The organism is Lacihabitans soyangensis (assembly GCF_024343775.1).
Taxonomy (GTDB): domain Bacteria; phylum Bacteroidota; class Bacteroidia; order Cytophagales; family Spirosomataceae; genus Leadbetterella; species Leadbetterella soyangensis.
On sequence record NZ_RJUF01000173.1, the window covers coordinates 170766 to 189776 of the forward strand.

The 19011-nt window shown below is 36.9% G+C and carries 22 protein-coding genes and 1 tRNA gene; 6 read left to right on the forward strand and 17 right to left on the reverse strand.

All coding sequences use genetic code 11. From position 1 onward, the window contains the following. Nucleotides 1-37 precede the first annotated feature (37 nt). A complete protein-coding gene (locus EGI31_RS15975) occupies nucleotides 38-484 on the forward strand; it encodes a DsrE family protein (protein ID WP_255038155.1) in 447 nt (148 codons plus the stop codon). On the opposite strand, the gene EGI31_RS15980 is transcribed toward EGI31_RS15975, so the two are convergent. Further along, nucleotides 474-620, reverse strand: a complete 147-nt coding sequence (locus EGI31_RS15980) for a hypothetical protein (RefSeq protein WP_255038156.1) — start codon at nucleotides 618-620, stop codon at nucleotides 474-476. The genes EGI31_RS15975 and EGI31_RS15980 overlap by 11 nt on opposite strands. A 160-nt stretch (nucleotides 621-780) precedes the next feature. Further along, nucleotides 781-2298, reverse strand: coding sequence for an SBBP repeat-containing protein (locus tag EGI31_RS15985; protein WP_255038157.1), 1518 nt, complete (start codon nucleotides 2296-2298; stop codon nucleotides 781-783). A 620-nt stretch (nucleotides 2299-2918) separates the two neighbouring features. Here EGI31_RS15985 and EGI31_RS15990 point away from each other — a divergent pair. Together EGI31_RS15990 and EGI31_RS15995 are read left to right on the forward strand one after the other, a co-directional pair. Then, the gene (locus EGI31_RS15990; RefSeq protein WP_255038158.1) at nucleotides 2919-3173 is read left to right on the forward strand and encodes a type II toxin-antitoxin system Phd/YefM family antitoxin; all 255 of its coding nucleotides are present in this window, start codon (nucleotides 2919-2921) and stop codon (nucleotides 3171-3173) included. Further along, complete coding sequence (locus EGI31_RS15995) at nucleotides 3170-3427, forward strand: Txe/YoeB family addiction module toxin (protein ID WP_255038159.1); 258 nt, start codon at nucleotides 3170-3172, stop codon at nucleotides 3425-3427. The genes EGI31_RS15990 and EGI31_RS15995 overlap by 4 nt, the downstream gene beginning before the upstream one ends. A 189-nt stretch (nucleotides 3428-3616) precedes the next feature. Here EGI31_RS15995 and EGI31_RS16000 read toward each other — a convergent pair whose 3' ends face one another. The 8 genes from EGI31_RS16000 to tilS form a co-directional block, all read right to left on the reverse strand. Continuing rightward, complete coding sequence (locus EGI31_RS16000) at nucleotides 3617-3763, reverse strand: hypothetical protein (protein WP_255038160.1); 147 nt, start codon at nucleotides 3761-3763, stop codon at nucleotides 3617-3619. Beyond that, on the reverse strand, nucleotides 3760-4260 hold the full coding sequence (locus tag EGI31_RS16005; protein ID WP_255038161.1) for a DUF6934 family protein: 501 nt from the start codon (nucleotides 4258-4260) through the stop codon (nucleotides 3760-3762). Before EGI31_RS16005 ends, EGI31_RS16000 begins: the two co-directional genes overlap by 4 nt. 125 nt (nucleotides 4261-4385) lie before the next feature. Further along, nucleotides 4386-4793, reverse strand: a complete 408-nt coding sequence (locus EGI31_RS16010; protein WP_255038162.1) for a c-type cytochrome — start codon at nucleotides 4791-4793, stop codon at nucleotides 4386-4388. After that, a complete protein-coding gene (locus EGI31_RS16015; protein ID WP_255038163.1) occupies nucleotides 4771-5394 on the reverse strand; it encodes an SCO family protein in 624 nt (207 codons plus the stop codon). The genes EGI31_RS16010 and EGI31_RS16015 overlap by 23 nt, the downstream gene beginning before the upstream one ends. Before the next feature lie 65 nt (nucleotides 5395-5459). Next, complete coding sequence (locus EGI31_RS16020; protein ID WP_255038164.1) at nucleotides 5460-5870, reverse strand: hypothetical protein; 411 nt, start codon at nucleotides 5868-5870, stop codon at nucleotides 5460-5462. Between the two features lie 7 nt (nucleotides 5871-5877). Next, nucleotides 5878-7536, reverse strand: coding sequence for a DNA repair protein RecN (gene recN, locus EGI31_RS16025; RefSeq protein ID WP_255038166.1), 1659 nt, complete (start codon nucleotides 7534-7536; stop codon nucleotides 5878-5880). 832 nt (nucleotides 7537-8368) lie between these two features. Further along, nucleotides 8369-10696, reverse strand: coding sequence for an OmpA family protein (locus EGI31_RS16030; RefSeq protein WP_255038167.1), 2328 nt, complete (start codon nucleotides 10694-10696; stop codon nucleotides 8369-8371). A 118-nt stretch (nucleotides 10697-10814) separates the two neighbouring features. Continuing rightward, complete coding sequence (gene tilS / locus EGI31_RS16035; RefSeq protein ID WP_255038168.1) at nucleotides 10815-12131, reverse strand: tRNA lysidine(34) synthetase TilS; 1317 nt, start codon at nucleotides 12129-12131, stop codon at nucleotides 10815-10817. 46 nt (nucleotides 12132-12177) lie between these two features. Between tilS and EGI31_RS16040 the strand changes: the two genes are divergently transcribed. Further along, nucleotides 12178-13971: an OstA-like protein gene (locus tag EGI31_RS16040; RefSeq protein ID WP_255038169.1), complete on the forward strand. Its 1794-nt coding sequence runs from the start codon at nucleotides 12178-12180 to the stop codon at nucleotides 13969-13971. Between the two features lie 100 nt (nucleotides 13972-14071). Here the strand turns inward: EGI31_RS16040 and pdxH are convergent, their stop codons facing one another. Then, nucleotides 14072-14716: a pyridoxamine 5'-phosphate oxidase gene (gene pdxH / locus EGI31_RS16045; protein ID WP_255038170.1), complete on the reverse strand. Its 645-nt coding sequence runs from the start codon at nucleotides 14714-14716 to the stop codon at nucleotides 14072-14074. Nucleotides 14717-14793: 77 nt separating this feature from the next. Here pdxH and EGI31_RS16050 point away from each other — a divergent pair, with 77 nt between their 5' ends. Then, nucleotides 14794-16950: a DUF349 domain-containing protein gene (locus tag EGI31_RS16050; protein WP_255038171.1), complete on the forward strand. Its 2157-nt coding sequence runs from the start codon at nucleotides 14794-14796 to the stop codon at nucleotides 16948-16950. A 173-nt stretch (nucleotides 16951-17123) separates the two neighbouring features. Beyond that, nucleotides 17124-17196: transfer RNA gene (locus EGI31_RS16055), tRNA-Thr, on the forward strand. A 161-nt stretch (nucleotides 17197-17357) separates the two neighbouring features. Here the strand turns inward: EGI31_RS16055 and EGI31_RS16060 are convergent. Genes EGI31_RS16060 through EGI31_RS16085 form a run of 6 tightly spaced genes read right to left on the reverse strand, consistent with a single transcriptional unit; the run spans nucleotide 17358 to nucleotide 18997 of the window. Next, entirely contained in the window at nucleotides 17358-17642 is a 285-nt protein-coding gene (locus EGI31_RS16060) for a transposase (protein WP_255037271.1), read from the reverse strand. Between the two features lie 25 nt (nucleotides 17643-17667). Further along, nucleotides 17668-17970 (reverse strand): transposase, encoded by a 303-nt coding sequence (locus EGI31_RS16065; protein ID WP_255038172.1) that lies wholly within the window; start codon nucleotides 17968-17970, stop codon nucleotides 17668-17670. Beyond that, nucleotides 17963-18268 carry a transposase gene (locus tag EGI31_RS16070; RefSeq protein ID WP_255037272.1) on the reverse strand — a complete coding sequence of 102 codons (306 nt, stop codon included), beginning with the start codon at nucleotides 18266-18268 and terminating at the stop codon, nucleotides 17963-17965. The genes EGI31_RS16065 and EGI31_RS16070 overlap by 8 nt, the downstream gene beginning before the upstream one ends. After that, nucleotides 18261-18566 (reverse strand): transposase, encoded by a 306-nt coding sequence (locus EGI31_RS16075; RefSeq protein ID WP_255037272.1) that lies wholly within the window; start codon nucleotides 18564-18566, stop codon nucleotides 18261-18263. The genes EGI31_RS16070 and EGI31_RS16075 overlap by 8 nt, the downstream gene beginning before the upstream one ends. Next, nucleotides 18559-18864, reverse strand: a complete 306-nt coding sequence (locus EGI31_RS16080; RefSeq protein ID WP_255037272.1) for a transposase — start codon at nucleotides 18862-18864, stop codon at nucleotides 18559-18561. Before EGI31_RS16080 ends, EGI31_RS16075 begins: the two co-directional genes overlap by 8 nt. Continuing rightward, complete coding sequence (locus EGI31_RS16085; protein WP_445468531.1) at nucleotides 18857-18997, reverse strand: transposase; 141 nt, start codon at nucleotides 18995-18997, stop codon at nucleotides 18857-18859. The genes EGI31_RS16080 and EGI31_RS16085 overlap by 8 nt, the downstream gene beginning before the upstream one ends. Nucleotides 18998-19011 lie beyond the last annotated feature (14 nt).

A 19011-nucleotide genomic window follows, 5' to 3' on the forward strand; every position in this document is an offset into this window, starting at 1 on the left:
TCAATTAAATATAGAAATCAAAAATTAGTAAAAGAAGATGAAAAAAATACAGCTAGTACTCCCTCTGATTTTTATAGTTTTATTGTTAGCAAATCATAAAGCTTCTGCACAGACTACAGCAGCAATAAATCAAATCGAAAATTCTATAAAAGCCGATGGGAAATATGCCATTTTAGCTGGCAATTATAAGCATTTCGAAGGGTCAGTTAGAACCGGTCTCCGAATGCGAAAAGGTAGTCCTAATCTTCAGTTTCAAATTGTATTGATAGGCACAGTAGTAAAGGAAATTACAACCGATAAACAATTACTGGCCTTGGTAGAAGATTGTAAAACTGCTGGTATCCAAATAGTAATTTGTCAGAATGCCATGAAAGCCTTGAACGTCACCAAATCTGACCTTCATCCGTATATCGAAACCACCTCAAGCGGTTTTGTTTACATGTTTGGTTTACAAGAGAATGGCTATAAGGTTATTAGCTTATAGAAATACCGGAATGAGGAGCGATAACCGCTTCGGGTGGCTTGGAATATAGAGAAGACTTCTCCAAAACCTCTATAAGTGGCCCGAAGGCACTTTTATGTTGGAATCGCTCGAAACTATTGTGTATTCTAAGAGTCATAATGGAGTAGAAATATTAAAATGAATTTAAGTGATTACTAACACGTTACCAAGTTAAAATCAATTCTACTGAACTACCCTAAGCAATTAAAATATTACTATTGCAGTATAGTATATAGTTGTTATAGTAATAGTAACTATGACATAGCTGGAAACTGCCGTTATTTTTCTACTAATAGAGATATAAAATTTGATAAGTAATTAGATGAAAATAAATATTTTGACCCGAAATATGCGTTTTGGTCAAACATTCCTATTGTTATTAATTCTGATTTTTTGTTTATAATTCCCGAGATTGGGTGGACTTCCGAACCATTAGTTCCCCCAAAACTTATTAACCATTTTGAATTACCATCAACGGCTATTTTAGCAATAAATCCATCTATATCACCCTTAGCAGTCAAAAGGTTATTTTGAATCGAAAAATACTTTGAAAAAGTTCCTATCAAGTAAACTTCCCCATCCCTGTTTATAATTAAATCACTAGGTTGATTATCATAAATTGTTGTTGGATACAAATACGTCCAACAAATATTATTGGAATTATTATATTTCGTCAAAAAAATACCCTGGGAAGTTTTTCCCGTTATTATGTAATCGTTATAATGAGTTTTAATTGCGGTGGCCTCAGTTGCAGAATACAGAGGATAAACAAAAGATTGATACCATGTCTGATTAGAAGTATTAAACTTTGCGATAAATATACTGCTAGTTCGGCCAGATGAGTAATTGCTTGAACCAAATTGAATATCGCCCGAAAAACTGCCAACTATGCATAGTCTTTGATCAGCGTTTAAATCCACATCTGTCAGTTTAACCCCGTAATTACTCGAAATAAAATTAATCCAAGTCAAATCTCCTTGAAGATTTATTTTGGATATAAATATTTTTGTTGAATAATCATCTGGATTAGTGGTAATAGAACCGAAATTTACCTGTCCTGAAAATTCACCAAATAAATAGACATTATCATTGGCATCAACTATTATTTTCTTCCCCTTATCATCCCATTCTCCACCAATAGATTTGGCAAAAATAGAATTCCCCAAACTATCATACTTACAATAATATACATCTTGTCTTCCATTAGACTGAACTGAATTAGTCCCAAAACTAGCATTCTCACCAAACTCACCTGTAACATATATAAATCCTTTTGAATCAATTTTAATAGAATAGCTAAAATCCCAGGATGTACCTCCACCCTGCCGAATCCACTTAAAAATACCATTCTTATCTAGTTTCAGGAGAAATACATCTTGATATCCCAAAGGGTTAAGAGTCTCATTACCAATTGAAAAGGAACTAGAAAATTCTCCAAAAATATAAATATTTTCATTTTTATCAATTTCAATTTTATAAGGACGCAAGTTAAGGTCAGTATTGATAAGTTTTTTAGCTGTAATCTCTGGCAAGTTTGAATAATTCGTAAAATTTAGACAATCCCATTTTACACCATTATAAAATCTAACACAGTTAAAAGTGGTGTCAATTACCAAATCACCTAGAGTATTCATTTCCAAAGCATTAATCTGGGAATAGCTCATTTTTGATAACCCTTGAGATGGATTAATACCATTGGGTGTAATTGTAATGTTTTGCGAGAACCCCAAATTACAAACACATAAGAATATTAATAATAAAAGCATTGTAGATTTGGACAGCAGAAAATTTTGCATTACAGAGAGTTAAGTACGTTATTAAAACTAATTTAGCAATGTAAAATTAACCTCCTATTCCCAAAATCTAAAGTTTTTGGTTAATTTTTCAGTTAACAATGTTATTTGAGTTTTTTTACCACCAGGAATTTGATCTCTGCTTTATTAATTCTCAAAAAAAATATTATATACGTGCCTAGTACCCAAAAACATGTAAAATCCACTCTTTAAAATCAAGATCTTGTGTTAATTTTAAACTAAGGTATGGTGTAAAAAAAATTATTATGACATTATTAAAATCACTAACACACCAGCAACCACATCAACTATGCTATTATTTACCTTCAGATTAAGAAGTAGTGTAAAACAGTCTACCAACATAAAAAATCACTCACAACCTTGCTCTGCTTAGTCTTCAGATTAAGCAGTATTGTAAAACAGTCTTCAGTCAGATATTAAGAGTAAGAGGGCAATCCAATACGTGATTGAATTAAGCATCAGAAAATATTAAAATTATTGAGTGAAAAGAATTTAATCAACGAGATTAAGAAGTATCGTTGAGAATCTTTTTTATTCTTTCTTAATTATACTTGCATTTTTCAAAATTTGTACATAAATTCGTACAAATATTAGTACAAAAAATGATAACAACAAATATCTCCGACTTTAGAAAAGATATTAAGACATATCTGGACAAAGTAGTTCAGAATTTTGAAACACTAATCATCAACCGAGGTAAAGACGAAGGTATTGTGGTGATGTCTTTAGATGAATATAATTCGTTGATGGCTACCAATCACGAATTATCTTCTCGAAAAAATGAAAGTCGATTGGATTCTGCCATAGAGAAATTCAGAAAGGGCCAATCATTTTCAAAAGATTTGGTGGAAGTATGAAATATGTTTTTGTGGATGAATCTTGGGAAGATTATGTCTATTGGCAAAATATAGATAAAAAGAAAGTCAAAAGAATCAATGAACTCCTGAAAGATATTGCAAGAAATCCGTTTGATGGAATCGGAAAACCAGAGCCATTAAAACACAAATATGCTGGATTTTGGTCTCGTAGAATTGATGAAGAACATCGATTAATTTACAAATATGAAGAGGGTGAAATTCATATATTAAAATGTAGATTTCATTATGATTGATAATATTCGATTAAATCATAATCTTCTAAATATTCGCTCTGCTTAGTCTTCAGACTAAGCTGTAGCGTCAATCGGTCTTTGGACCGAAACAAATCAATTTTAAAGGAAAATTTCGACAAGACTCTGAGCAAAATTCGAATAATCGCTATACGAATTATTTATATACTGGTCGCTAGAAGGGCTGAGCAATTATACTTGAAAAGGTTTTTTTAAACTATTTAAAAGTTCAGTTGCTTTTTCAATCTTTTTTTGAATAAATGGGTCGTTCGGGTTACTTTTTAGTTTTGGATTAACAGTAACTTTAGGAGTTAATATTTCCAATGATTTTGCTTTCATAATAATTTCAAATTTATTAAAAAACCTTCATAATTCATTCCTTTAACAAACTCTTCAATCTCCCCGTTCCTTATTCCTCTTATTTGTAAAGTACCATTCATTTCATCAATATTCTTTGCAATAACAATTTGGTACAATCTTGTTCGGCTTGTCGTACTTCCCAAAATCAAAATAATATCTTTTGAGTTCAATTCGAAAAACTTGAAAATTGTCTGAATCACCGTTGCTAAAACCTTTTCCATATCTTCGTTATCGATAACGATTAAATCATCAATAGTTCCATCTGCTTTCAAATCCCCAAATCCAAGATTATAAATAGTTGGATTTTGAGGCAATGGAGTAAATTCAACAACTTTGCGGATTTGTTTTTTAGAACTTGTACTCTCAAATTCAAAACGAAGCCCATCTGTTGAACTTTCAAAATTATAACAAGACACATTCATAGAACAAAAATACACAAACTTGTCAAATTTTCGAAAAAATGGTCTAATCCCCAACTCTACTTAATTTTCAGACGAAGGTTGTAGCGTCAATCGGTCTTCAGAGCGAAATAAAACTATTTATAGGCGAAATTTTGACAATACACTTTGCAAAATTTGAGTAATTACATTTCCAAATATTTTCACTCACACCCCACCCCAGCAACATCTCCAACCTCTACAATCTTCTTAGAACTCCCCCACTTATCATTCAGAAAAGTAATCAATTGGGCAATGTCGAGGTCATAGAGGCCTTTGGCGGCGGGCATTTTTTGGTTGTAGGTTTTGCCAGCAACGTTTATGGGGCCTTCGAGTCCATTTTTGATGATGCAGACCAGCTTGTTTTTGTCTTGTAGGTAAGTTGAACCTTTGATGGGTGGGTATAAGTTTCGTAGGCCTGAGCCGTCTAGGCCGTGGCAATTGGAGCAGTTTTTCTTGTATATTTCTGCTCCTGAAATTACGTATTGTTCATATTTTACCTTCTCTTCGCTGGCACAAGCGGTGGCAAAAAGGCAAAGCAGAACTAAACTATTTTTGAAGCAAAAGCTCAATATCTTTGATGAGTCTATTGACCTCTTTTTCTTTGGTACCATCATAAACTCCTCTAATATTTCTGTTTTTATCGACCAATACAAACGCCCCGCTGTGTACAAATCCGCCCTCGTCCACGGCCTCTTTGTCTTCCATGGCCGATACCATGTACGATTTCTGAGCTATTTCGTAGATTTTCTCCTGCTCGCCTGTTACAAACTGCCATTGATTGGTGTTTACGCCTAGTTTCTCTTTGTAGGCTTTCAATACCACCACCGAATCATGACGAGGATCAATGGTGTGAGACAGGATACCCAATTCAGGATTGTCCTTGAATTTCTCGTAGATTCTGAGCATTTGGGTTTTCATAACCGGACAAATGGTCGGGCATGACGTAAAAAAGAAGTCCGCAATATATATTTTGCCTTTAAAAGCCTCTTGGGTGAGCGTATCACCGTCTTGATTCACAAATTTAAAATCAGGAATGGTGTGAAAAACCGAGTCACCTTTTTCGTTGACATCGTGTTGACCAATGTAGGGCAATTTACGGTTGGAGTCTCGGCAACTCCAGATGGCTAATGACCAGAAAATAAGTAATCCAAATATTGAAAATCTTTTCATTTTGCATGTGTAACCTCACCCCTTACCCTCTCCATCGGAGAGGGATGCGGATTATAAATAAAATCTTATTTGTGTTCCTCCGTGAACTTTTTGGCCGCCGCTATCGCCGTTTCGGTGTCTGTTGTAAGCTTCTTAACTTCAACTTCTAGCTCGGTGTAAAGTTTAAGTTTTTCGTTCTTATCTTTCACTTCGTTCATGGCCACGCCAAAGTTTTTCATCCATTCGTACATATCATCTTCGGCTTTTTGCAAATCTGTTGAAAGTTTAAGTGCCACAGCTTTGTCTGCTTCAGATGCTTTTTCAGCAGCGGCCATCAAATCCTTTTTGATGTCAGCAATGGCCATGGTTTTGGGCATCACTTCATCGTGGCCTTTCATCAAAACCGTATTTAGTTTTTCTATTTCACCATCTATTTTGTTGCCACAGGCCATTGTAAAGCCGATCAAAAGAGCAAAAATCAAATTTGAGAATTTCATATTGTTTTTAGTTATTGTTTTCTAACATTTCTATGGCACTTCTGATGGCACTTTCAGAAGGATTCTGACCGCCAATCATTTTGGCCACTTCTATAATTCGCTCATCGGCCTCGAGTTTTCGCATCAAACTCACCGTTTTGGTGTCAGAATTGTCTTTGTACACATAAAAGTGCGTTTGCCCTTTTCCTGCAATTTGGTGCAAGTGCGTAATGGCAATCACTTGAAGTTTCGATGACATTTCGGTGAGCATTTTACCCACTTTAATGGCCACTTCGCCTGATATACCCGTATCTATTTCATCAAAAATGATAGTTGGCAGTGATTTTTTCTCCGCCAAAACATATTTCAGACTCAACATCACCCTCGAAAACTCTCCTCCTGAGGCCACATCTTTAAGCGGTTTTGGAGTTGAGCCTTTGTTGGCCGAGAATTCAAAAATCAAATCATCAATACCATCCGATGCAAAGGCCTTTTCTTTTGTACCAATCAGCAATCTCGCATCAGGCATTCCGAGCTCGGCCAATAGCCCTTGGATTTTATCCACCAATGGCTGAATCACTTTCTTTCTACTTTCTGAAAGGGCCGTGGCATGTTTTTGTGTTTCGGCAAATAGCTTTTCTTTGTTTTTTTGTAAAACCTCCAGTTCTTCTCCAAGATTGACAACTTTACTCACCTTTTGTTGCAAATCCTCTCTGATTTCGATGAGTTCAGTGATACTTTTCACCGCATGTTTTTGTTGCAAACGAAAAATGGCGTTGAGTCTATCTCGCAAAAAAACGACTTTTTCATCGTCGGTTTCAACCTTGGAATCCTCTGATTCTATTTCGTTGGAAATGTCTTGGAGCTCAATCAAACTGCTATTTATACGCTCTTTTAATGCCGCATATTTCTCGGAAATTCCGCTGATACTACCCAAGGCAACATTGGCGTCTTTCAGTAAACCAAGCACCGAAAGGTCCGCATTATTAAGATATTCATAAGCAAAACCGAGTTTTCGTTTTACCTCCTCTGCGTTTTCCAAAATCATCAATTCTTCCTCCAATTCAGCTTGCTCCTCTCCTACCAATTTGGCAACGATTAATTCGTCCAAAAGAAATTTGTTATAATCAAATTCCTTTTTGAGGCTGTCAGCATCGCTTTGTAATACTGCTAAAGCCTTTTCGGCAGACTTGAATGCTTTGTAAGACACCAGATACTTTTCCGAAAGAGCTTGATTTCCAGCAAAAGCATCTACCAAGGCCAGTTGATAGGCATTGGTATTGAGCAAAAGGGTATCGTGCTGCGAGTGAATATCCATCAGATAAACACCCAAAGTCTTCAGAACATCCAAGGTAACTGGCGTGTCGTTGACAAAAGCTCGCGACTTGCCATTGGGAGAAATTTCACGGCGGATAAGGCACGAGGGCTCGTAATCTAGTTCCAAGTCCTCAAAAAAAGCTTGCAGGTCAAGTTTTGAGATATCAAAATTACCTTCTACAACACATTTCTCGTTTTCGTCAAACAATGCTTTGGTGTCGGCTCTGTTTCCCATAAGTAGACCCATGGCTCCCAACATGATGGACTTACCAGCACCGGTTTCTCCAGTAATGATATTCAGGCCAGCTTCAGGTTGAATTTCCAGATGCTTGATGAGGGCGTAGTTCTTTATGAGAAGACTTGTAAGCATTTAAAAGAAATGATTTCAGCAAAATTAAAGATAGATTCGGTAGGAAGCAAAAAGCATTCGATAAAGAAGTGAAATGAGTTATAAACAAGCTCTAAAAAAAAGGTTTAGAAAATAAATAAACCTTAAACTTTATAGCAACATAACCGAGCTTGCTATACTGCAATAAATACTAATGTTCCTAATAATTTCTGTGCAGTCCGTTGAAAAAAATCGGGTACACTAATCTCAACTAAAACTCAAATGCAAAACCGTTTTTTTCAGAGGATCATTTCGGACCGCCGATGCGGCACAGAAAGTGTTTTTTTTGACGGTTGGCCGCTGCCATTCTTTTTTTTCAAACGGTGCGACGAATCGCAAAAAGAATGCCCGCCTGGCACGGCACACAAAGTATCATAGACGCACTTAATCGAAAAATCCAACAAAAAAAGCATCGTTCAATGTGACGATGCTTTTTGCAATAAACCTTAACCTTAAACTATGAAAAAAAACTACCTCTCGGTATATCTTTATTTGAGTGCCGTGTTTCGAGTTTTGAGACCACGGATTCAAAAATATAATCTTTTCTGAATTTCATTTTTTAAAGTTTGGAAAAAAAGCATCGCCCAAATCGTCGATGCTTTTCTGTAATAAACCTTAACCTTAAACTATGAAAAAAAACTACCTCTCGGTATATCTTTATTTGAGTGCCGTGTTTCGAGTACACGGATTCAAAAATTTAATCTTTTCCGAATTTCATGTTCTAGAGTTTGGAAAAAAAGCATCACTCAATTCGGCAATGCTTTTTGCAATAAACCTTAACCCTAAACTATGAAAAAAAATATCTTTGTCTTTCTTATTTTCTGGCACCTAAATATTCTTTAACAGCCAAAATCTTAAACTCTGTTCGGCGGTTTTGCTGATGTTCGCTTTCTGAGCATTTCGCTGAATCATCACATTCGTTCACCAACTCACTCTCACCATATCCTTGTGCAGTTAACCTGCTTGGACTTATATCTTTTTTGATCAAATAATCTACCACCGATTTGGCTCTTGCCGCTGATAATCTGAGGTTATAGTCTTCACTAGCTCTGCTATCCGTATGCGACCTAATTTCTATCTGAATGTCTGGATATTTCTTCAAAATCGGAATCACTTTGTTGTCAAGTTCCTTTTTTGCATCGGCTCTAATCTCCGATTTATCCAAGTCGTAATAGATATTATCTAATCTAAATATATCACCTTCACCAATCATGCCAAAGTTTTGTTCTACCGAAATATTTTTCTTAGAATTTTTAATTTTTCCAATACTTTCGGTATTCTTGGCATAATTATCCTTCACTGCAGTCACACTGTATTTGCCGTCACGGTCTGGTTGAAAGGCATATCTTCCATCAACTCCAGTGATTACAGTCTCTAAACTTCCATCACGCTCGTTTTCAAGCGTTACTGTGGCCCCAGCTATTGGTCTTTGGTCCACTTCTGATACTATTCTACCACGCACCATAGGACGCCTCGAGGGTTCAAGATAAAGCTTAAGTTGTTGTCTTTTTGAATGTGACGTAGACATCGTACCATAAGTAATTGTACCCACCTCATATCCATCTTTGAATGCCCAAAACTCAAAATCGGATCCACTTTCCAAACATAAAGAAGCTTGTCCTTGTGAGTTGGTAATGTAACGTTTCTTGTTTACGCCATTTTTTACCAACCTGAGCTCTGTATCGGCTAAGGGTTGATTGGTATGTTCGTCCATCACAATAATATTCAGAGAGTTACAACCTTTTGTAAACGAATAAATATTATCATCGGAATATCCTTTTCTTCGGTTTGAGCTGAAGTAGCCCTGACTTCTTTCAGAATCAGTTATCAAACCAAAATCGTCTTTGGTAGAGTTTATCGGAGCCCCAAGATTTTCTACTTCTCCAAAAGGCAGACCATTTCTGAATTCCACATAAAACATATCTAAACCTCCCAAACCAGCATGGCCATCAGAGGCGAAATAGAAATTGCCAGCCTCGTCTACAAACGGAAACATTTCGCTTCCCTCGGTATTTACTTCTCTACCAAGGTTCACTGGAGAACCCCAGCTGCCGTCGCGGTAATCTACCACATAGATATCGGTACCACCAAAACCACCGGGCATGTCTGAAACGAAATACATTTTACGGTTGTCTGGCGATAGAGCTGGGTGTCCCGTGGAATACTCGTCAGAGTTAAAAGGCAATTCTTTTATATCCGTCCATTTGTTACCCTTTTTGGTGGCTGTATAAAGCTTCAGCATGTTTATTCCTTTATCGCTTTTGCGTGCCTTGCCTTTGTTGTAATTGTTTCTGGTAAAAACTATTTTCTTATAATCCTTAAAAAAAGTAACCGGCCCTTCGTGATATTTTGAATTAATCGATTTACTAAATTCGTCAATTTCTGGCTCTTCAATATCCTCAAAATTGTCATTGCCTTGCACTTTATTTGGCTTGATGGATTTTCCGCTTGAACCCAAACTTGCTTGAGCTGCTTCAACACTTTGGCGTATTTCTTTACGAAGCGACATGGTATCGGAAAAAAGAAATAGATCTAAAAAAGGGGTTTCGTTTTGATTAAAAACTCTTTTAATACCAGAACCCTCGTTTCTGGCTGACACAAACACCAGACCGTTCTCATAATACATTGGGCTAAAGTCTGAGTATTTGGAGTTGAGTGGGTAAACGAAATCAACATTATAAAGTGCGGAATCTTTGTAGAAAGTAGAGTTATCCATGTAAGCCACAGTAAATTTACGGCCTCTCAGGTCCTCCTTTTGTTGTTCACCGTAACGGCTGTACATTTTTTGAGACTCGCGATACTTGCCGTTATTGGCCAATGCTTGAGCATAAAACAAAAACTGTTCGCTGTCCAAGCCCTCTTCGTGGTCTTTGAACAAATCCTTGTAAACCCGCTCAGCATTTTTGGTGTCCTGTAGTTTTCTGTAACAAAAAGCCAATTTTATCAATGCTTCCTTTTGTTGGTCTTTTTTGTTATCGCCACTGCGGAGAAAAGCCTCGTAATTACGTACAGCTTGAGGGTACGACATCCTATCAAATTCGGCGTTGGCGGCTTTAAGCTTGGCAGATTGGGCCTTTATCCCAAAACCTATTAAGCTAAAGAATATCACAAAGGTGACTTTTGTTTTTAAATTGGACAGCATCGGATTAAGCGTTTAATTTACTAGGAAATGCCTAAACATTTACAAAGCAATGTCAAATGCCGTGCCAAAAGACACTTTCTCTTTGAAAACAAACTATAATAAATTGATTTAAAGACACTTAAATATCCAAAAAACTTACCTTGAGCATGTTTTTAGTGGCGGAAGTGAGTTTGTAACGGTCATCTGTACGAAGGCCTACAAGCCAGAGAAGCTGGTTTTTATCTGTCAAAACAAGTTGATTTTTTTTCTGTGGAGCATCTATTTTGGCATCAATCAAGAAGTCAGAAACCAGTTTTTTACCCTCCATCCCGAAGGGCTGAAATTTATCTCCATGCTGCCAAACACGCAAGGTGAGCGGCCATTGTATTAGGTCAAAATCGAAAAAAGCTTGTTCGATTTTTCGAATATCCATAATACTTGGAAAGTCTTTCGTTTCTTTAATCTGAATTTTTCTGCTGCCTATTTCATAAACACCGGGAGATTGAAATTCAAATATTTCGGAGGCGTCCTCCACGTTTTTTTCCAAAAACCACTCTCCACGACCGACGGTAATTGTATGGCTTGCAGAGGTGATTTTTTTACCTGTCAAAGCAATCTTTACCAAATCCTCAACGTCCTGAAAATTAAACCCATAAGGCTTCAAAAACTCCTCCAAAACCAATGAGAATCCAGCACTGTTTTTCCATTTTTCTGATGGAATTTTGATAACCTCACCAAAGTCAATGGTCTGCTCAAAGGCTTGTAGTTTTTCTTCGAAAATTTCATTCAAAGCCGTAAAACGCTGAAAATTATTCTGGGCTGTATTTTCCATTCCTGGATTTATTTCTTTCAAAACCGGGATGACTTGGTGCCTGATTTTATTACGTTGATAGTCATTGGTTTGATTAGAGGCATCCTCCCGCCAAGTCAGATTTTGGTCTGCCAAATATTTCATAATCTTGCTTACGCCCGCAAACAAAAGTGGCCTAATCACGCCGTCTTTTTTGAGCGGAATAGATTTTAAGCCTTTCGGGCCTGTGCCTTTGGTAATATTGAGGTAAAGCGTCTCTATTTTATCGTCGAGATTGTGTGCTGTAGCCAAAAAATCGAATTTATTTTCCGCCATAATCTCCTTAAACCAGGTGTATCTTAGCTCACGAGCGGCCATTTGGGTAGAAACACCCCAATCTTTGGTGACTTGTTTGGTGTCGGTTTTTGTAGAAAAAAAAGGGATGTTCTTTTCTTCGCAAAACCGTCGAACAAATTCTTCATCACCATCAGAAGCTTGTCCACGCAGCCCGAAATTATAATGTGCCGCCGAAATGTTAAACTTGGCTTCCCAGAAAAGTTGTAGTAGTGCCATGGAGTCTTTGCCTCCGCTCACCGCTACCAGGATTTTGTCGGTGGTGGCACAAAGCTGATTTTTGTTAATAAACTCTAAAAACTCCTCTAGCATCCAATATTGCGAATAATCATTAACAAAAATACGTTAATTTTGCTGTATGAATCACAAAACCTCGTATTCTTTGAGAGAAAAAGCATCATTTTTCACCATTTTGGGTTTACTTATTTTGGCAAATTCGGCACAGATTTTTGCACAAAAGCCTTTGAACCCCATCAAAGATAATGGCCCCAAAAGCATGATAGAACTCGTAAGAGCCGATAGTTTGGTTGGAGAAAATAGCCTTTCTCGTACGCAAACTTTCCTCGGAAATGTGATTTTTATTCACCGAGGCGTAAAACTGGGTTGTCAGAAAGCCATTCATAATCAATCCTCCAATTTCATTGAGGCTTACGGCAAAATTGTGATTAATCAAGGCGATACCTTGACCATTGTGGGAGATACCCTCCTTTACGACGGTAATCTGCGATTTGCCAAAGTTTACGGCAAACAAGTGATTCTTCGAGACAAAAAAGTAACGCTCCGAACCACTAAAATGCACTACGATCTCAACCGTGATCAAGCCTATTATCCCGTTCCTGGAGTTCTGAACCAAGATTCCAGCCGATTGAGCTCAAAAGAAGGCTATTACAACACGAAAACCAAGTATTTTAGATACATTGGAGATGTCGAAATCCTAAATCCCAACTACACCCTTTGCACGGACTCGCTCGACTACGACACTTATACCAAACAAGCTATTTTTAAGACCTTTACGACCATAAAAAGCAAAAATGGCGACTTGTCAGCATACAAAGGTAGGTATAATATCAAAACTAAAGTTTCGGCGTTTCAGGGTAGAGCCAAAGTAACCAATGCTGATTACAGTTTGGAAGGCGATACTTTGCAGTTTGACAACACCAAAGGCTCAGGAAATGCAGACGGGAACGTGGTTTTTGTGTCATTCAAAGACAGTTTGGTGGTAGTTGGAGAAAAAGGGCTGCGGTTTGGAGAAACTGGGCTTACCAAAATCATAGGCAATACCATAAGTCAGCGTGTGTCTCAAAAAGACACCTTGCTTATAGCTTCAGATACTTTGTGGGTATTTGAAAAACCAAAAAATAAACCTTCCGACACTTTAAGTCTCGCAAAAAAGGTAATAACCAAAGACTCTTCTGGAACGGTTGAAGTGAAGAACCCGATATTGGAAAAGAAAAAAGCCAAACTGGTGCCTTTAGAAAATACTGAAATAAAGGCAGTTACACCAACTGACACCACTAGTAAAAATACCACCCCAACCAGCAAGGACATAGAAAAAATCATTGCGGACGGCAAGGTGGAAGTTTACAGAACTGATTTTCAAAGCCTTAGCGATTCTTTGGTTTACAATCTCAAAGACTCGCTCATTCACTTTTACACAAAACCCATCATCTGGAACCAAGAAAACCAGCTGGAAGCCGATACGATTGTAATCACCCTGAAAAACAATAGACTCAAATTAATGCAGCTAGTACAGAATAGCTTTGTGGTCGAGGTTGATACCATCCGAAATTTCAACCAAATAAAAGGACGAAAAATCGATGCTATTTTTGACGAAAAATCGGTTCTTCAAACCATAAAAGTAGAGGGCAATGGCGAATCGAAGTATTTTGCCTTGGACGAAAAAAACCGAATAATTGGCTTAAATACAGTTCAATGCTCGAGTATGCAGTTTTACTTTAAGGATAAAAAAATAAAAAGTATAGTTTTCAGAGGTAATCCAGAGTCTACACTGATTCCACCAAAAGAAATTATCACCGCTGACATGAAACTGGATCGATTCGAATGGAAAGCAAATAAAAAACCCACCAAAGAATCTATTTTTGCCAAAAAATTCGGAAACCTTATCAGAAATACCAAAATGATGGTCATGTGAGTTGGTACTAGCAACTTACTTTCTAAGTCTAAAGAAAAAATACTAAACTAACGGAAGCCCAAGGGAATTTCTAATCTGTTACATTAATATTCAAAACCTTTCAAGGGCTTAATCTTTCTATTTTCCAATTATCGCCTTCTTGCGTAAACAATATCCTATCATGTAACCTGTTGGGTCTACCTTGCCAGAATTCTATACGCTCTACTTTTAGAACATATCCTCCCCAATGTGGCGGACGAGGGATGACCTCCAAATTTTCAAATTCCTTTTGGTAAAAAGCTAATTTTTCATCCAAGATGTCTCTTCCCGAAATCACCTCACTTTGGCTGCTTACCCAAGCACCTATCTGGCTTTCACGAGGCCTTGACCAATAATATTCATCAGAATCCTGCTCCGAAACTTTCTCCATAAAGCCTTCAATTCTCACCTGACGCTCAAGTTTATCCCAAAAGAAAGTTAAGCAAGCAGCATTGTTGACTGCCAATTCCTGTCCCTTATGACTTTTATAATTGGTATAAAAAACAAAACCATTTTCGTCGAAGCCCTTAAGCAGAACCACTCTTGCCGATGGTCTTCCGTCTTTGATGGTAGACAAAACCATAGCATTGGCTTCAACCAACTTGGCCTCCAGAGCATCTTTAAACCATTCGGCAAACTGAATATATGGATTTTTAGAAACAATATTTTCAGATAATTCGTTAAGTGTGTAGTTATTTCGAAGATTGGCGACAGTAGTTTTGTCCATGATTTATTAACCTTTTTTATGTTTGTTACGTATATTTATTAAATTTGCGACCTGAATAAGATTACCAACGAATTTTGATGATTGAACCAAGTATCGAACCGACCAACAACATTGATGACATCAATGCCGAAAATTTAGTTTCGGAAAGCACTGAATTAAATTCAGGCGAAACCACTGTAGAAACAACCTCAGCTATTGAAACAACAGAAACTCCCCAAAGTTCTGAAATAATAGCAGAAGAAAAAATGATTGACATCACAAACCCTCAAGCTTCCGTAGAAAGTACTACTGTCGAGCATATTGTGAATACTACAGAAGAGGATAGCAAGGATGAAAACGGTAACGAAAACAATTTACCAGAAGAATCAGCGGTAGTAAGCTCCGATGAACTGGCCAAAGAGATTCAGACAGAAAGTACAGATATTGAAGAAATTGAAGAATTAGAAGAGCCATCTTCTATGCCAAGTTTCGACAATGACTTTACCAACTACACCAAGAAAGACTACGTGGACTTAGCAGACAAAATGCTCGTGGCCATGAACTCTAGAGGTCTTGTTGCATCTGATGTCAAAAACATCGATAACGTACTTAAGGTAATCAGAGGAGTGTTCGACGAACTCACGCAAAAAGAAAAAGCTGAAGCTCGCAAGTCATACAAGGAGCAGAACGGTACTGACGAAGGTTTTGAATTCAAAAATGATAATTATGCCATTCGTTTTGAGGGTATTTTGGTTCAAATTCGTGAGAAAAGACAGGCCTTTTACCAAAAGTTAGAAAGAGAAAGAGAAGACTATTTCGAGGTGAAAACTAGATTACTTCAAAGCCTAAGAGAAATAGTAGATATAGAAGAAAAAGGTGAGTCGAAAAACAATTGGGAGGCATTTAAAAAACTTCAAACTGAGTGGAAAAATGCTGGAAACATCAATTCAGTGCATAATGGCACGCTTTGGTCGGCCTACAACGCTTTAGTGGACAGATACTTTGACATCAGAAGTATTCAAAATGAGCTTAAAGACCTCGACAGAAAGAAAAATGTAATTAACAAAGAAGGCGTGGTAATCAAAATTGAGGCGATAGCCGATTCTTTGAAGGAAAGCCCGCTCACCAACATTATATTGAAGAAAGCCAACGAACTTTTACTAGAATACAAACAAATAGGGCCTGGACCAAGAGAAGAACAAGATGCTCTTTGGGCTAGATTAAAGGCTGCATTTGATGTTATATACGAGAAAAAACGTGAACTAGCCAAAGAAAACAGTGCCTTGAATGAGGACATTTTCAATGCTAAAAATCAACTGTTTCTTAACTTAAAGCCCTACCTGGAATTCCAGAGTGACAGCATAAACGAATGGAATGCCAAGTCTAAGGAAGTAATGGAAATCCAAGACCAGTGGAATGCCATCAAAGGTGCTATGCCACGTGACAAAGGCAAAGAAATCAGTAAAGAGTTCTGGCATGCATTGAAACAGTTTTTCAAAAACAAGAGCGATTTCTTTGCTAAATTGGAAGCCAAACGTGAGGCCAACTACAAGGCCAAAGAAGAATTATGCATTGCTGCTGACGAAATATTGGCTACTGGTGACCACTCAGCACCTAACACCAACAAAATCATCGACTTACAGAAAAAATGGAAGACGATTGGCCACGTACCTGAGAAATATAAAGATACCTTATATAACAGGTTCAAAGCCACTTGTGACCAATATTTTGATCTGAAACGTACAGAAACCAAGTCACAAGACGCAGAATTCGAGGCGAATCTTGTCAAGAAAGTGGCTATTTGTGAAGAAATCGAGAAACTGGCAGAAGCTGGTACTTCGGACTTGGCTAAGTTGAGCGACTATAAAAAAGAATTTGCTGCCATTGGATTTGTACCTCGTAAAGACATGCAAAATATTCAGGCAAGATTTATAAAAGCCATCAACAATTTTGTCAAGACATCTTCAGGTCTCGATAAAACCGAGAAAGACAAACTGATGCTACAAAACGAGGCTGAGGTGGTGTTGAAAACAGGTGGCAGCAGCAAGAACCTTGATAAGCAAGAAAGTGAGATTAGACGTAAAATGAAGACCTTGGAAGAGGAAATTACCCTTACTAGGAACAACATAGAATTCTTTGGCCACTCTAAAAATGCCGAAAAACTCAAGGCTGAATACATGCAGAAGGTTTTGAAAGCCGAAAAAGAGTTGAAAGATTTGCAAGATAAAATCAAACTTATCAACGCAGCCAACTAATTTTAGAAAGCCTAATTGTTTGACCAAAAATAAAAGTTTTGATAATCAAACGATTAGGTTTTTTTTCAAAAAAAAGATAAAAAATATTTGCGTAGTGTGTTTTTTGGATATAGTTTTGCACCACAATTAAGGAACAGCATTCAACACGAAAGCAAAACTTAATTAAAATAGACGCCTCTTTAGCTCAGCTGGTAGAGCAACTGATTTGTAATCAGTAGGTCATTGGTTCGATCCCGATAAGAGGCTCAAAGCCGATTCAGAAATGAGTCGGCTTTTTTATTGAATTTGTAATAAGTAGGTCATTGAATTAGGCGTCCCCGACTAGGCGTCCCAGTTCAATCCCAATAATAGGCTCCAAGCCGACATCGAGGGCTGCCCTTGGATCAATCCAAAAAGTTGGGGGGAGATTAAGCATATATTTTCTGTAATCTAAATAGGAAAAAGCTTATGTCTCTTACTCCTCTGAATTGGCTCCTTAATGCTTTTACTTTTGCGTTAAAAGACTCTGCTGAGGCATTTGTACTTCTATTGTCGAAATAATTTAGGATATATTCATAATTGTTCTGAATAGTCCTAGCGATGGTATTGAAGGTTTTCACCTCAAACTTTTCTACTGAATTATACCATAGGGCTAACTTTTTAAACGCAACTAATCTATTATTTGATTGATGGAAAATATTAGAAAGTTCCATGCTAAGGTTATATGCTTGCTTTAAGTCAGTATATTTTCTGTAATCTAAATAGGAAAAAGCTTATGTCTCTTACTCCTCTGAATTGGCTCCTTAATGCTTTTACTTTTGCGTTAAAAGACTCTGCTGAGGCATTTGTACTTCTATTGTCGAAATAATTTAGGATATATTCATAATTGTTCTGAATAGTCCTAGCGATGGTATTGAAGGTTTTCACCTCAAACTTTTCTACTGAATTATACCATAGGGCTAACTTTTTAAACGCAACTAATCTATTATTTGATTGATGGAAAATAGGATCAATCCAAAAAGTTGGGGGGAGATTAAGCATATATTTTCTGTAATCTAAATAGGAAAAAGCTTATGTCTCTTACTCCTCTGAATTGGCTCCTTAATGCTTTTACTTTTGCGTTAAAAGACTCTGCTGAGGCATTTGTACTTCTATTGTCGAAATAATTTAGGATATATTCATAATTGTTCTGAATAGTCCTAGCGATGGTATTGAAGGTTTTCACCTCAAACTTTTCTACTGAATTATACCATAGGGCTAACTTTTTAAACGCAACTAATCTATTATTTGATTGATGGAAAATAGGATCAATCCAAAAAGTTGGGGGGAGATTAAGCATATATTTTCTGTAATCTAAATAGGAAAAAGCTTATGTCTCTTACTCCTCTGAATTGGCTCCTTAATGCTTTTACTTTTGCGTTAAAAGACTCTGCTGAGGCATTTGTACTTCTATTGTCGAAATAATTTAGGATATATTCATAATTGTTCTGAATAGTCCTAGCGATGGTATTGAAGGTTTTCACCTCAAACTTTTCTACTGAATTATACCATAGGGCTAACTTTTTAAACGCAACTAATCTATTATTTGATTGATGGAAAATAGGATCAATCCAAAAAGTTGGGGGGAGATTAAGCATATATTTTCTGTAATCTAAATAGGAAAAAGCTTATGTCTCTTACTCCTCTGAATTGGCTCCTTAATGCTTTTACTTTTGCGTTAAAAGACTCTGCTGAGGCATTTGTACTTCTATTGTCGAAATAATTTAGGATATATTCATAATTGTTCTGAATAGTCCTAGCGATGGTATTGAAGGTTTTCACCTCAAACTTTTCTACTGAATTATACCATAGGGCTAACTTTTTAAACGCAACTAATCTATTATTTGATTGATGGAAAATAGGATCAATCCAAAAAGTTGGGGGGAGATTAAGCATATATTTTCTGTAATCTAAATAGGAAAAAGCTTATGTCTCTTACTCCTCTGAATTGGCTCCTTAATGCTTTTACTTTTGCGTTAAAAGACTCTGCTGAGGCATTTGTACTTCTATTGTCGAAATAATTTAGGATATATTCATAATTGT

What these genes read in the sequence shown, in the direction of transcription:
- EGI31_RS16065 (WP_255038172.1), bottom strand. Translation starts at nt 17,970, where the DNA reads ATGCTTAATCTCCCCCCAACTTTTTGGATTGATCCTATTTTCCATCAA.
- EGI31_RS16075 (WP_255037272.1), bottom strand. Translation starts at nt 18,566, where the DNA reads ATGCTTAATCTCCCCCCAACTTTTTGGATTGATCCTATTTTCCATCAA.
- EGI31_RS16000 (WP_255038160.1), bottom strand. Translation starts at nt 3,763, where the DNA reads ATGAAAGCAAAATCATTGGAAATATTAACTCCTAAAGTTACTGTTAAT.
- EGI31_RS16050 (WP_255038171.1), top strand. Translation starts at nt 14,794, where the DNA reads ATGATTGAACCAAGTATCGAACCGACCAACAACATTGATGACATCAAT.
- EGI31_RS16020 (WP_255038164.1), bottom strand. Translation starts at nt 5,870, where the DNA reads ATGAAATTCTCAAATTTGATTTTTGCTCTTTTGATCGGCTTTACAATG.
- EGI31_RS15995 (WP_255038159.1), top strand. Translation starts at nt 3,170, where the DNA reads ATGAAATATGTTTTTGTGGATGAATCTTGGGAAGATTATGTCTATTGG.
- EGI31_RS16080 (WP_255037272.1), bottom strand. Translation starts at nt 18,864, where the DNA reads ATGCTTAATCTCCCCCCAACTTTTTGGATTGATCCTATTTTCCATCAA.
- EGI31_RS15985 (WP_255038157.1), bottom strand. Translation starts at nt 2,298, where the DNA reads ATGCAAAATTTTCTGCTGTCCAAATCTACAATGCTTTTATTATTAATA.
- EGI31_RS16070 (WP_255037272.1), bottom strand. Translation starts at nt 18,268, where the DNA reads ATGCTTAATCTCCCCCCAACTTTTTGGATTGATCCTATTTTCCATCAA.
- EGI31_RS16015 (WP_255038163.1), bottom strand. Translation starts at nt 5,394, where the DNA reads ATGAAAAGATTTTCAATATTTGGATTACTTATTTTCTGGTCATTAGCC.
- EGI31_RS15980 (WP_255038156.1), bottom strand. Translation starts at nt 620, where the DNA reads ATGACTCTTAGAATACACAATAGTTTCGAGCGATTCCAACATAAAAGT.
- recN (WP_255038166.1), bottom strand. Translation starts at nt 7,536, where the DNA reads ATGCTTACAAGTCTTCTCATAAAGAACTACGCCCTCATCAAGCATCTG.
- tilS (WP_255038168.1), bottom strand. Translation starts at nt 12,131, where the DNA reads ATGCTAGAGGAGTTTTTAGAGTTTATTAACAAAAATCAGCTTTGTGCC.
- EGI31_RS15975 (WP_255038155.1), top strand. Translation starts at nt 38, where the DNA reads ATGAAAAAAATACAGCTAGTACTCCCTCTGATTTTTATAGTTTTATTG.
- EGI31_RS15990 (WP_255038158.1), top strand. Translation starts at nt 2,919, where the DNA reads ATGATAACAACAAATATCTCCGACTTTAGAAAAGATATTAAGACATAT.
- EGI31_RS16030 (WP_255038167.1), bottom strand. Translation starts at nt 10,696, where the DNA reads ATGCTGTCCAATTTAAAAACAAAAGTCACCTTTGTGATATTCTTTAGC.
- pdxH (WP_255038170.1), bottom strand. Translation starts at nt 14,716, where the DNA reads ATGGACAAAACTACTGTCGCCAATCTTCGAAATAACTACACACTTAAC.
- EGI31_RS16060 (WP_255037271.1), bottom strand. Translation starts at nt 17,642, where the DNA reads ATGGAACTTTCTAATATTTTCCATCAATCAAATAATAGATTAGTTGCG.
- EGI31_RS16040 (WP_255038169.1), top strand. Translation starts at nt 12,178, where the DNA reads ATGAATCACAAAACCTCGTATTCTTTGAGAGAAAAAGCATCATTTTTC.